This is a genomic window from Pedobacter sp. P26, assembly GCF_050632135.1.
Taxonomy (GTDB): domain Bacteria; phylum Bacteroidota; class Bacteroidia; order Sphingobacteriales; family Sphingobacteriaceae; genus Pedobacter.
Map to the genome: position 1 here is coordinate 4,687,270 of NZ_CP192574.1, position 13,773 is coordinate 4,701,042.

Consider the following 13,773-nt stretch of genomic DNA (forward strand, 5'->3'; position numbering starts at 1 on the left):
TTTTTATTTATAAAAAGCCATATTGCTTTTGGTCTTTAGTTCCAGCTCAACGCCAAACTCCCTCCGCTCAACGCTAGAACGAAATCTCCTTTGCCAAAAAGTTTCGCGTATTTACGTTTATCAAAGCGGTACAAAGTAGCTGCACGGTACGATACACCTTTTTGTTTTTCGTCGAGTTCTTTTAATACCCCGAAACTTACAATTTTCTTTCTAAAGTTGCGTTTATCCAGTTTTTTACCCAAAACCAACTCATACACATGTTGCAATTGTGTTAAGGTAAATTTCTCCGGCAGGAGTTCGAAAGCAATAGGCTGGTGTTTAATCCGGCGTTTTATTTTTTCTAATCCTTTATCATAAATTTTCTGGTGATCAAAAGCCAGTTTGGGCAGATCCGTAATCGGTAACCAATTGGCCCGCTTGGCATAGGTACTGATCGGGCGGAGTTCTTTATCTCCCCCAAACGGATTAAAGCATAGTATGCCAAAGTAATTACCCTACCTTGCGGGTGCCTGTGCGGATCGCCAAAAGCGTAATACTGCTCCATGTAAATACCGCGCAAACCGGTAAGTTCGTATAAAATCCGGGAGGCTGATTGATCTAAACTTTCATCAGGGCCAACAATGTTACCAGGCAATGCCCACCAATCTTTAAATGGTTCTTCATTCCTTTCAATTAGCAGGATTTTTAATTCCTTACCATCAAATCCAAACAAAACGCAATCTATCGAGAATACAGAATCTAAATGAGGTAAAATTTGTTCCAAAGTAAAATTTAGTTATTTTAAGCAGATAAAGGTATGACTTTCAATATTAAGTAAAAAAATAAAATAAATTACTTAGTGTAAAAAATACACACTATATTCGTATTATAAAGATGGAACCAAATATAAAAAATATAGCTGTACTAACTTCCGGAGGCGATGCCCCTGGAATGAATGCAGCAATCAGAGCTGTTGTTCGTACCGGAATTTACCATGGCATTAACATGTTTGGTGTAATGCAAGGTTACCAGGGTTTAATAACCGACAACATAAAACCAATGGACGCCCGTTCTGTAAGTAATATTTTACACTTGGGCGGTACCATATTAAAAACGGCACGCTGTTTAGAATTTAAGACAGACGAAGGTCAGCAGATTGCCTACAATAACTTAAAGAAAAACGACATCGATGGATTAGTGGTAATCGGTGGCGACGGAACATTCACCGGAGCTAAACGTTTTTCGGAAACTTTTGGTGTTAAGGTTATCGGTATACCCGGAACTATTGATAACGATTTAGTTGGATCTGATTTTACTTTAGGTTACGATACAGCTATTAACACTGTAATCGAAGCGATTGATAAAATCAGGGATACGGCAGATGCGCACGACCGGTTATTCTTTATAGAAGTAATGGGGCGCGATTCTGGCTGTATTGCCTTAAGAAGTTCGGATTGCCTGCGGTGCAGAAGCGGTATTGCTACCAGAAAAGGAAACCAGTGTTAATGAATTGATTGATAAACTGGCCTTAGGCGCAGCAACCAAAAAATCATCAAGTATCGTTATCGTGGCCGAAGGCCATAAACAAGGTGGTGCTTACGATATTGCCAAAAAAGTAAAGGAAACTTTTGATCATTACGACACCAAAGTAACCATTCTTGGCCACCTCCAAAGAGGCGGTAGTCCAAGCAGTTTTGACAGAATTTTGGGCAGTCGTTTAGGTTTTGCCGCAGTAAATGCGTTAATTGCAGGCGAAACGGAGCAAATGGTAGGTTTAAAAGGAAATGAAATAAGATTAACCAGCATAAGAGAGGCTTTAACGGCTCATTCTTTTAAACTCGAACCCGATTTAATGGAAATGACAGAGGTACTTTCAATATAATATGGTAGCAGTTGTTTATAGCGGATCGAAAACAGCGTTTTGGAAAATAACACAAAATGGACAGGTAGTAGCACATTGTAATACTACCGGCTTAAATCCCTGCTTTGTTGATCCAAAAACAATTTTACAGATATTAAACAAAAAAGTTGTATTGGTTAATAATGCAGAAAATATTAAAAAGATTTATTTTTTTGCTGCCGGCGCATCATCATCAGATAGAAAAGTGGAATTAGCCAAAACCCTGGCGTCATTTTTCAAATACAGCAAAATTGTAGTCGAAAATGATTTATTCGGGGCAGCTAAAGCCGCTTGTTACGATCAGCCCGGTATAGTTGGCATGCTGGGCAGCGGGGCACATTGTGCCTATTTCGACGGAAAAAAACCACTGAATAATAACTTCGGATTAGGTTATATTCTTGGGGACGAAGGCTCTTCAAATTATTTTGGGAAAATACTCCTGAAAGAATATTTAAGCCAAAAAATGCCAAAGGATATCGAGGCCAAATTTATATTAACACACAATCTGGACCGCCCTCAAATATTAGAACGTATTTACAATAAGCCACAGGCGAATATTTTTCTAACTTCGTTTTTCGATTTCATTACCCAGAACAGCAAACATGAATATATCCGTAAACTGATTGATGATGGATTCGAAAAATATTTCGAAACCTATATCCTGCCTACATCACAGAAACATAAACATAGTGACCTGCATATTGTAGGCAAAGTGGCCGCCGAACTGGAAGACCGCTTAAGGTTTGTGGCCGGTAAATACGATTTAAAAATTAAAAGCATCATTAAAGAACCAATACAAAATTTATTAAAACATTACACTAATTAACAAAACAATGAGCAAAATTGGAATAAACGGCTTTGGCCGTATTGGCAGACTGGTTTTCAGAGCCGCATTAAAAAGAGGATTAGATATTGTAGCGATTAACGATTTGATCGAGCCTGATTATATGGCTTACATGCTAAAATATGATACTACACATGGCAAATTTGATGGCACTATTGAAGTTGTTGATGGTAATTTAGTTGTTAATGGCAAAACAATCCGCGTAACTGCAGAAAGAAATCCAGCTGATTTAAAATGGGATGCTGTAGGTGTTGAAGTAGTAATCGAATCAACAGGTTTATTCTTAACCCGTGCTGATGCAGAGAAACACATCGCTGCTGGTGCCAAAAAAGTAGTTTTCTCAGCTCCTGCTAAAGATAGCGACATCCCTACTTATGTAATGGGTGTTAACCACCATAAATTAACTGCAGATCAAACTATTGTTTCTAATGCATCTTGTACTACAAACTGTTTAGCACCAATTGCTAAAGTTTTAAACGATAACTTCGGTATTGTAGAAGGTTTAATGAGCACAATTCACGCAGTAACTGCAACTCAAAAACAGTTGATGGTCCTTCGGCTAAAGACTGGAGAGGTGGCCGCGGTGGTTTTTCTAACATCATTCCTTCTTCTACTGGTGCTGCTAAAGCTGTAGGTATGGTTTTACCTGAATTAAAAGGTAAATTAACAGGTATGTCTTTCCGTGTTCCTGTTGCTGACGTGTCAGTAGTAGATTTAACTGCACGTTTAGAAAAACCAGCTACTTATGAGCAAATTAAAGCTGCTATGAAAGCAGCTTCTGAAGGCGAATTGAAAGGCGTGTTGGCTTATACTGAGGATGAAGTTGTTTCTTCTGACTTCATCGGTGATGACCACGCTTCTATTTTTGATGCCAAAGCTGGTATTTCATTAAATGATAATTTCGTTAAAGTGGTATCCTGGTATGATAACGAATGGGGATATTCTTCTGCACTAGCTAAATTTGTAGAATATTACGCAAGTTTGTAACGGAAAAATGCTTTAAGCGATATTTTAAATCATATAAAGGGCAACATTATTCAATTAATGTTGCCTTTTTGTTTTAAATATGATTTTCACCTGTAAAACCACTTTTTAAAATCACATAAAAAATAATTTTATTAAATTCTTACATTAAAAATTCATTTAGAAAGCATAAAAACCAGAATAATTTAAAAAAAATCATGCTAAATTAATTTTTAACCAACAACCAACCAATATTTGACTAAATAATACCATAAATTGGTAATATTTAACAATTTGTTAACATATTTTAACCCTATATTTGCAATACCATCATTTTAAATCCCAAAAGCTCATGAAAAAAGGACAAGAAATAAAAAATGACAAAAAAAATACTTAAAATTTTCTTAGTGTATTTTTTACACTATCATTTTTTTTACTATATTTGTAGAGTAATAAACGGAACGATGTTTGTTAACAATAAAAAAAGATAAATCACCTTCTGGATAGACCCCGGTTTAGAAAGAAAGTTAAAGACAAAGCCTGGCTCATAACAGGTTTATATTTGGTTAGAAAAAAGAGATACGTCTGGATGGAGTATCTCTTTTCTTTTATATGGGATTTTTATTAATTTAAAAAGTAAAGTAATACAGAACCACAACTGCAATGCAGTAAATTAAGAACACAGATTCCTTTCAACCCAACTGTGGATTTTTACGATTAGATTCACTATTCTGAAACATTCCCCATCAGAATAAGCTAAATTCCGGAATAAAACTTCTTTACTTTATATTTGTTAGAAATCATGATCATCGTGAATTTTAAAACAGTCCTCATTCATGAGTAAGTTTAGCAAGCCCTCAAATACCACACCTGAATATGAATCACAGCGTCTTAATAAGCTTAAGCGTTATGACATTATTGATACACCGCCCGAACTTCTTTTCGATCTGATCGCCGAGATAGCGAAGATCACCTTTAAAGCAGCAGGATCATTTGTTTCATTTATCGACGAAACTCAGGTATATCTTAAAGCCAATACCAGCCCGATACAGGTTTCAATAATCAGTAAAGAAGATAGCTTATGCGCCATTGCTTCAAAATCGGCAGACATCACCCTGATCGAGAATACCGAAACTTGTATAGAAGTAAAAGATAACACCTACGTTAAAATAAATAACGGAATCCGATTTTATGCAGCCGCACCAATTACCACTATGGAAGGTTTTGTAATTGGAACGGTTAGCGTAATGGACGATAAACCCAGGTATGATATTAAACAAGACCAGCTAAGCGTATTGAAATGGTTAGCCCGGATTACCCTCGAGAAACTGGAATCGCGACTAATTAACCGTATTTCTGTACGCGCTTACGATGACCGTTTGCATCGCCTGGCCCACGACATGAAAAACCCAGCTACTTCTTTGATTGCTTATGGGCAACTATTGGACAAAAATTTGCTTTCCCAGGAAAAACTTGCATCATTAGGCAACAAAATTGAGCACACTGGTCGCAAAATTGAGCTAACAATGAATAATCTGCTAAACGAGGCCAAAAACGAGAATGCCGCTATTGACCTCGAATTTAAAACCGTTAAAGTAATGGATTTACTACAGGCAGTGGCCACAACTTTTGATTTTACCTTAAAACAAAAGCAACAAACGCTCAAAATAAATTGCCAAACAGATGGTTATATCCAGGTAGATCAGGAACGCATCAATGATGTTTTCAATAACCTGCTCAGCAATGCGATTAAATATTCGCACATGTGTGCAACCATAGAGATAATTTGTATCGCAGAGGACAGCAATATTGTATTTGAATTTAAAGACTATGGTTTAGGCATGACCACCGACGATATCGCCAAATTGTTTACCAAGTTCGCCAAACTATCGTCAGTACCAACTGCAAAAGAACGCTCTAATGGCATTGGACTTTATATTGTTAAAACACTCGTGCAACTGCATGGTGGCAAGGTTTGGGCAAATAGCGCAGGTAAAGATTTAGGTAGCTCTTTTTTATTTCGTTACCCAAATTAGAAAGCATGCCGATAACCGACTAGCATAAATTAATTCCAAAATTATTTCATCACTTATTTCAAAATACCTTGAAATAAATCTACTTCGCGGGCAACAAAAGTATTATCGATACCGACTATTTAATTGACGATCATTGCAAAACCTTCCTTTCTCCGAAGGATGGTCTTTAATGTACCACATTCTATAAGACAGAAAAAGATCACCAGAGATAAGCCATTGGAACAAAGTAACTGATTATAAAAAACCAAAAGAAAACCAACTGCAAACTTTGGTCATAACAATCATATCCAAACCCAGAACAAAAAAAGGATGTAGCCACTGGCTACATCCCCTATCTAAATTAACGCTCTCAACTTATGAAGTTGGTATAAGGCTCTCACCCCTTATGCCTACAATATTACGGCACAAAGATTAAGATTTGATGAAGATTTTAAGTTATTGCAAAAAAAATTATTAGTCGCCTCCACAGCCACCGCAGCTACCGCAAGAACTTCCACAGGATGAACCACAAGAACTGGCTCCGCCGCCGTCTCCCCCTCTACTCCTTTCGTAATTTATCAATGGAGCAAGGGTTGCGGTTAACACAGCTGATCCATATAAAAAGTAACTCCATCGCCAATCCTGTTCATCTTTTATTACAGGCAAAATTGCAGATTTATACAAATCAGGGATCGTACGTATACAAAACTGCTTATCAAGCCCATAAAGACGTTTAATCATAAAAATTATCAAAAATCCTGTCAGAAGTACGATCTGAAAAACGGGCTTTTCCCTAATAATACCTGTTGCCAGGCGAATGAGTGGAAACATGATAAGTGTTGCAAAAACTGTAAAATTTATGTAAAACAGTCGCGCAAATTGTTTCGATTGGCTGAAATGCCATTTAAACATGTCCATACTTTTGGCGGTATTTCTAAAAATTGCACTTGTCTGCAATTGCTTTAACAGTTCGGGATAGGAGATTTCTCCTCTATCTTTTAACACCGAAACAACCTGGAGCTGCTCTCCGGAGAGGTTATCTACATCCTTTAAAATATAAATACGGTGATGAGCATTTACATTTAGTACACCTGCATGAATAAGTTCGCCTATAGCCCCGTTTATTACCTCGACAAGCTTCTGTCTTTCAAGGTAAACCAGTTCAAATGGTTTAAGGTGGTAAACGAACGATTGCCGATCAAAATCACGGGCAATCTGTTTAAATCTGTTTTTGGTATATAAACTGAGTATTACATAGACGGGAAGCGCCAACCCGAGAAAACCCAAAATAAAATAAGGGTTATCAATATGGATATAAACAGGTTTAAGCAAATAATAAAAAGGAACAATTAGCAGGATAAAAACAAGTACAATGTATAAGACAAAAAAACCAGTCTTAAGTTTGGCCGGTTCAATCTTTAAGCTGGCCAACATGGTGTCATATTCCCAAATCGCTTTGGGTTGTGCTCCAAAATGTTCCAGGTAAATGCGCTTCGTCCGTTCTTTTGCCTGCCTAAACTGATCTGCCTGCTCTTTTTGATGTGTAGAGGGCACATGCTGGATCTGCTTGCCAACCAACGCACAAAAATTCTGATAAGATTGTGTAAAGATAAGGTGCTGATGCCAAACCGTATCAACAATGTTGGAAGGCGAAACCATTACATCAGAAATGGCAGCCAGATACATAAATTTCTTATATTCTAATATAGCTTTTTCGGTAAAGTCTTTTGTCCATTGGTTTTCACTAGCCAACCTGATCGAAAAGCTATATTCGCCCGGTGGATGATCGAAATCAAATTGCTGTATACTTTTCCAGAGCGTTTCATTCATATCTCGATGCCACTACTTTTCAGCCCCCATCCATTTCTCTAACTTTTTCCAAGGAATGCTAAGCGCCATAATTAATAATCCAAGTATTACTTCCATACATAAATATACTACTAATCAGACACATTAACAATATCTAACCAAGGCTTAACTGTTATATAAACAAAGGCAGGCTGATAACAATAAACCTTCCTTAAAAGAGGGGCATACTAGTGTAATCTGATCAGGTGGTAATCTTCTTATTCCCATCTTTGACAAACCTATCTCCAAACCTGATACCACAAAAAAAGCATAACATTATTATCAATAGATGATAATGTGTATTTATTCTTCACGATTAAAGACCCACACATTTTTATTTCCTGGATAAATCCGGAAGTTATATGACATAACCAGCTGAAATTATTTAATACATCGTTTACCAAAATACCTTTCAGGATTCAGGCATACACCAATAGAGATAGACTTTAAATCCTTAAGAATAGTAATTAAGAATGAAATACAAAAATAAGCTAAATTAATGAGCCCATTATGCTGTTTCCAAGCTTTGAAATGTAGATTTCTTAATGTTTTGAATCGCAAACTGATTTATCCAGGTAAAAATTCTGAATTTAGTCTCATCAAATTGTGGGAAAGAATGCCATGCTTCACAGAATGTTTCCTCTAAGATTAATTTAGCTTTTTCTTCATCGCCTACACGCCGAATAATATTACCATAAATTGCTGCCGAATACCTCTTGTAGAGGGACTTAAATGCATCACGATCATCCGCTATTGCTGTAGTAAAAAAGAGCTTATCGCCGGATAAACCAGATCCCTGACCAACACTTATTTGGAAGGGTAACTTTTTTACATAAAGATTGCCTGAATGATTTGACATTATTGTTTAACAGACTGAATATTTGTTTGTTTATACATTGGTCAAAAATCAAACAACCGAATGGAGTATAAGCAACATAACGTGACAAATAAAACACGAAAATTTCCGGCGAAGCACTTTACAATATTTATTTTGTTAATTTTTTACAGAAAAAGTGAATAGCAAAATAGTATATGTTCAAAGAAATTTAGGCTAGCAGATAAAAAGCTAAAACCAGAAATTTGGCTTAGAGATGTCTGATTATCAGAAGTAACACTTTGGTCTTCTGCTTTTTGCGGTTTGCAAGTAATAACCGATAGAAATTTCGTGTGAGCCATAATCATAGCTACCCAATTTATTTAAACTGTAGTCGTAACCATAGCCAATCCGGAGGTTTTCGCGGACAAAAAATTCGGTTACGAGTCCGATGGCACTTCTTGCCCTTAAATCGTTTTGCAGTGCTGGCTTAGGATAAAGTTTTACAGAGGTTCTATACGCTACACCTAACCAAAGCTTTTCCTTGATCATTAAAAAAGCATTGAGATCTAATGAAGTTGGCCCATTCAAATCATCTTTAATCAAAAAAGTAGGCTTGAACTTAAAATCATTATCCATTGGAAATAACATACCGGCAGTTAAATAAAAATGCGGCTTGGAAGTAATACTAAGAAGATTATTATCTCTGAAAACCGGAAGATACTGCGCAAGCAAGTTATTGGCAGAGAAACCGATAAAGAATTTCTCGTTCGAGTAATGTACCCCTGCCCTAACATCGGGCACAGTCCTACTTTCATATCCGGTCGGAATCCTGTTATCGCCAGTTTCGGTCGGATCTAGTAAACTTCCATTCAGTCCCATCTGCATTACACCAATTCCAAGACCAAATGCAAGTACGTTGGTTTCAGTACGGTTCAATTTAATACGATAAGCAAAATTTCCGGATAGGTTTAACGAGTTTTGTGCACCAATTTTATCTTTAGATACCAATAAACCCAAACCCATACTTTCTTCTTTAACTGCTTCATCTACCGATATGGAAAGCGTTTGGGGAGCACCCTGAATACCCGTCCATTGGGCCCGGACGAAAGCCTGCATATAGAGTTCTTCCTTGTAGCCTGCATAAGCCGGATTGATATACAAACCATTAAACATATATTGTCCAAACTGTGCATTCTGCTGGGCAAACAGACAGAGGCAGAATAAATTAAACAATGTCGTTAAAACTATCTTTTTCATATCCTCACATTTTAACTTTCATTTATCTCATTACGGTTACATAACCTTTAAATTCCTGCCATTGAGCACTTGCCGTTTTCACCTTAATCACATAGAAATAAGTTCCATCTACCAGACCACTCGCTGTCCAGTCATTTAAATAGCCTTTCTTTTCATAAACTGTACTTCCCCAGCGGTTAATAATGGTAAGCTGATTTTCGCTGTAAAGGTCCAACCGCTCAATAAAAAAGGTTTCATTCTTTCCATCACCATTTGGAGTAAACACATTTGGGATTTTAAGCCCAGTAATTTCCTTAGTATCCACAGAAATGTTATTTGATGGATCGGGATCTGGCTCATCAATGGAAACAGTGGCACTATTAACCACATTACCAGGTTTCATCGACCTTACGTTAATGATCAGTTCAACAAAACTACCGTAAGCAAGTGATGGTATAGTCCATGAAACTGTTTTGGTTTGATCATTATAACTTGTAGTACCAACAACCGCAGGATCAACACTTACAAAGGTTAGATTTTCCGGAAGATCGTCTTTCACCTTTAAATTGGTAGCCGTGCCCAGACCATTGTTACGAACCAATAAATTGTATTTAAATGTCTCTGTATTTATTACCTGCCTGCTTTCTGACCTTTTAACAATGGAAACATCTGCTGAGATCTGTGACTCCACAATCACTTCCATCTCTTCAGAAGGATCGGAACTACAGCCACCTAAACTAAAAGTAATCACCGTATATTTTCCGGCAGCATTTACCACATAATCTTGCAAGGTAGCACCCAGAATGGCCTCTCCATTTTTGAACCATTGATACGATGTAGCACCTGTACCGTTAGCCCGAAGTTTAACGGCAACGCCTGGTTTAATGTTCAGCGTGTTCGGATTAGAAGATTGCGCAAAGCATGCCACTGCATCAAGCAGCAGCACGCTGAACGCAATTATCCCAAATCTGTTAAACATCACAATGATTAAACCTGCTCAACAGTAATACCTATGGCGCTACAGAGATAGTTGCTTTACCTGGTTTAGCAGTAACCGTTATGGCTTTACTTGCAGTTGCAGTACAACTTGCTGCATTCACGATCTGAACAGCACCAGTAGCATAACTTCCAACAGCAGCAAAAGCGTAATCACCTGGAGCCACGCCAGCTTTAAGTGTAAAAGTATCTCCTGAACCAGATGCTGTACCCAAAGTTGAAATATCAGTTACCGCAGTGCCACCTAGTGTTGCTGACCAGACATAAGTCATAGTTACCCCAGCTGGTAATGTTATTGAAGCATCCTTACTCGCCGTAATTACAGTAGCCGCTGTTTGATCGGTACAATAAGTACTTCCCGGAGCTGCAACAGCGATAACAGGAGTAGGTAATTTTTCTATAACCGTATTATCAGAGGCATCACTAGGACAAAGATTTGCATCAGCCGGTATTACCACAACTGAATAAGTATGGTTTCCAACAGCTAATCCTGCAGCGATCTGGTAAAAAGCATTTGATCCATTATATACTACCGGAGCTTCCGCAGTTCCGTCGACGGTCCATACAATTTTATCACCATTTGCAGGCGTATACCCGTTAAAAGTTGGAGTCAATTTCACTGTACTGGTTCCGCACAGGTATGCATTTGGCGTTTGCGCAAAGGCACCCAGTGGCAATAAGAACATTAAGAATACAAAGATTCTTAGATTACGTTTTTTAGTTTTTGTTGTCATGATTTTAATTTGTTTGAGTGAATAATTTATTTTGTTTTTAGTTAATAGATACTATTGGTTTGTGTGGCACAAGCTTTACCCTAAAACTAAAAGGGATAGCCCGTACGCAGCCGTTTGCATTTTTAATAGTCAAGACTCCCTGGTAAACTGCTACAGGAGTTGTTGAGGGTATAGTAATGGTGATTTCATTTGCTGGTAAAGCCTGATTTAGCACAGCGGGGAGTAAATTCCCTGTCCAGGAAATACTATAGGTTATTGGGTTAAAAACAGGATTGCTGTAAGTAATTTTGGTTGTGGTTAATCCTTCACAAATACTCGCATCTGGCCCCAATATTAAATTGGGCTGTGGATTTACGGTTAAAGGGAAATCTACTTTTTTACCACAATAAGTAGCATCATCAGCAACTGTATAATTAATAACGGTATTACCGGCAGCCATTGCGGTAACTTTACCTGTTGCATCTATTGTTGCAATGGCAGCATCACTCGTGCTCCATGTTCCGTTTGGATAAATATTTGTAAATGTTGCACTTGTACCTGCACAGATGGTAGCTGCGCCGTTTATTGTAGGTACAGGAGCATACTGTTTTACTTTAACTTCTACGGCCAGAGCACCGCCAGCATTTTTACATCCTGTTGCCGTGTTAACTGCTTCAACATAATAAATAGTAGTAGCCATTAAGGCAGGAGTAGTATAAGTGGTGCCAACATTAAATGGGGTTCCGCCAGATGATGATGAATACCAGTTATAGGTAAAACCTGCATCAGGCGCAGTAACCGAGAGCACTGTTGAAGAGCCGCTGCAGATTATTACTCCGGGTACTGTAAGCGTAGGTAAGGGATTAACCTTAAGTTTCACCCTCAACATTTCAGAAACCGCGGTAACACAATACGTCCTGCTCGCCTGAACATAATAATTGTAATCACCTGCTGCGAGCGTATTTGGGGGAGTGAAGGTTAAACCGGTATACAAAAAATTACCGCCTGTTTCGGCATCGTACCATTTGTATTCGGTGCAGGCCTGCGCATTCTGAACAGAAAAAATTGCAGTCTGTCCCTGGCAAACTATTTTTTCATCAGTAGTTGAGGGATTAACCAATGTACGTGGTTTTGCCAGTTTACGTTTAATGTCGTAAATCCTTAAACGACTAAATGCACCAGTAAGTCCGCCCATTGTGATCTCCAAACGATCGTATACATCGGTTACCAAAAACGTTAAGATATATTTACTTGTTGATCCGGGTAGTAATTTAAGGTTCAAAAACGTGCTTGTGTTTTTAAATGCTGGTCCGGCCGCTACTTCATTCAAATAAGGTTGTATGGTAAAACCTGTTAAAAGGCTCAGATCTAATAGTCCGCCACCTGGATTATCGAGTATGATACTAACTGAATCGGCAGGTTGCGAAGGTTTATTAAAAATAGATGTAAGATATACCTGATTGAGCACGGAAGTGCCCACATCAATCAGTGCGAAGCTATTTGGATCTGTATCAATGGCATTAAAGGGATTGGTAACCGTACCAGTTAGGTTTGCAATACCACCTAAAGGAGTTGGCTTTACACCTGAGAGCACATCAATCGCCTCGTCGCAATTGATTGATCCTGTACTAGGCTCCATAATATAAGCATGGAAAACTTTTACTGATAAAGCTGTAGATAATACCGCACCCACAATCTTGATATATATGCCGTTAAAAGCCTGTGTAGGTGTTACCCTAATCTCCATCTCTCCTCCCCCGCCAATTACCCCGGCAATATTCGCAGAAGTATAAATCGGACTCTTCGTTGCATCAAAACCAGCCTCATTCCCAGTACCAAATACGGGTTTATTTATTGCAACAGCATTTAGATTAGTAAAACTTCCAATTTCAAAACTGCTCAAAAGTCCAAGAAGTTCCTTTGGTAAGGCCAGTTTAACTGTTACAGGAGTATTTGCAGCAATTGTACGTTTACCAGCGTTGGTACCATCAGTAGTAAATTCCAGAAATTGTGTAGCTGAACCTGTAAGCCCAACGAGGCCAATAGGAACTGATAATGTTGATGCATCTTTAACCTGTCCGTTTACAGCATTCGGCGCATTAGCGATACTGCCATATAAACTCCCCACTCCTAAAACACTCAATCCATCAAGATATGCCCCCTGAAAATTTGCGTATGTACGTGATGTATTTTCACACTGTGCATATAAATACGCAGGTATAAAAAATAACACAAATATCAAGAAAAATTGACCAGAGCGCCTTTTCAATGTAAGTTTGGGATAATGTAAAATTTAGTTTGTTTGTTTACTAGTAATACAAAAGTATTGCGAACTAACGTTACATTATCCGTTCACTTTATTCATTAAAGTCTTTCAATCAAGACATGAACACCTGTTTTATTACTACTCATCAACCAGACTAAATCACCTGGAGGTAATTGGTACCTACTTCAGGATGAAA

At 38.0% G+C, this 13,773-nt stretch carries 10 protein-coding genes and 2 pseudogenes; 4 read left to right on the forward strand and 8 right to left on the reverse strand.

Translation table 11 applies throughout. The features are described 5' to 3' along the window. Positions 1 to 35: 35 nt before the first annotated feature. Both ACQ86H_RS21780 and ACQ86H_RS21785 read right to left on the reverse strand, forming a co-directional pair. Positions 36 to 257 carry an NrtR DNA-binding winged helix domain-containing protein gene (locus ACQ86H_RS21780; protein ID WP_431295441.1) on the reverse strand — a complete coding sequence of 74 codons (222 nt, stop codon included), beginning with the start codon at positions 255 to 257 and terminating at the stop codon, positions 36 to 38. A gap of 83 nt (positions 258 to 340) precedes the next feature. Next, on the reverse strand, positions 341 to 763 hold the full coding sequence (locus ACQ86H_RS21785) for an NUDIX domain-containing protein (RefSeq protein ID WP_431292455.1): 423 nt from the start codon (positions 761 to 763) through the stop codon (positions 341 to 343). Between the two features lie 110 nt (positions 764 to 873). On the opposite strand from ACQ86H_RS21785, the pseudogene pfkA reads away from it, so the two are divergent. From pfkA to ACQ86H_RS21805, 4 genes and pseudogenes are all read left to right on the forward strand, one after another. Then, positions 874 to 1,861: pseudogene (gene pfkA, locus ACQ86H_RS21790) on the forward strand (6-phosphofructokinase). A 1-nt stretch (position 1,862) separates the two neighbouring features. Then, positions 1,863 to 2,705, forward strand: coding sequence for a hypothetical protein (locus ACQ86H_RS21795; RefSeq protein WP_431292456.1), 843 nt, complete (start codon positions 1,863 to 1,865; stop codon positions 2,703 to 2,705). A gap of 7 nt (positions 2,706 to 2,712) precedes the next feature. After that, positions 2,713 to 3,710: pseudogene (gene gap, locus ACQ86H_RS21800) on the forward strand (type I glyceraldehyde-3-phosphate dehydrogenase). Between the two features lie 812 nt (positions 3,711 to 4,522). Beyond that, complete coding sequence (locus tag ACQ86H_RS21805; protein ID WP_431292457.1) at positions 4,523 to 5,722, forward strand: GAF domain-containing sensor histidine kinase; 1,200 nt, start codon at positions 4,523 to 4,525, stop codon at positions 5,720 to 5,722. 453 nt (positions 5,723 to 6,175) lie between these two features. Here ACQ86H_RS21805 and ACQ86H_RS21810 read toward each other — a convergent pair whose 3' ends face one another. From ACQ86H_RS21810 to ACQ86H_RS21835, 6 genes are all read right to left on the reverse strand, one after another. Beyond that, entirely contained in the window at positions 6,176 to 7,531 is a 1,356-nt protein-coding gene (locus ACQ86H_RS21810; RefSeq protein WP_431292458.1) for a glycine-rich domain-containing protein, read from the reverse strand. 526 nt (positions 7,532 to 8,057) lie between these two features. Further along, complete coding sequence (locus ACQ86H_RS21815) at positions 8,058 to 8,408, reverse strand: hypothetical protein (protein WP_431292459.1); 351 nt, start codon at positions 8,406 to 8,408, stop codon at positions 8,058 to 8,060. Between the two features lie 243 nt (positions 8,409 to 8,651). After that, a complete protein-coding gene (locus ACQ86H_RS21820; RefSeq protein WP_138820526.1) occupies positions 8,652 to 9,623 on the reverse strand; it encodes a PorP/SprF family type IX secretion system membrane protein in 972 nt (323 codons plus the stop codon). 22 nt (positions 9,624 to 9,645) lie between these two features. Continuing rightward, a complete protein-coding gene (locus ACQ86H_RS21825) occupies positions 9,646 to 10,581 on the reverse strand; it encodes a gliding motility-associated C-terminal domain-containing protein (protein WP_431292460.1) in 936 nt (311 codons plus the stop codon). 31 nt (positions 10,582 to 10,612) lie between these two features. Then, the gene (locus ACQ86H_RS21830) at positions 10,613 to 11,332 is read right to left on the reverse strand and encodes a hypothetical protein (protein ID WP_431292461.1); all 720 of its coding nucleotides are present in this window, start codon (positions 11,330 to 11,332) and stop codon (positions 10,613 to 10,615) included. A 37-nt stretch (positions 11,333 to 11,369) separates the two neighbouring features. Beyond that, positions 11,370 to 13,544 carry an Ig-like domain-containing protein gene (locus ACQ86H_RS21835; RefSeq protein ID WP_431292462.1) on the reverse strand — a complete coding sequence of 725 codons (2,175 nt, stop codon included), beginning with the start codon at positions 13,542 to 13,544 and terminating at the stop codon, positions 11,370 to 11,372. Positions 13,545 to 13,773 lie beyond the last annotated feature (229 nt).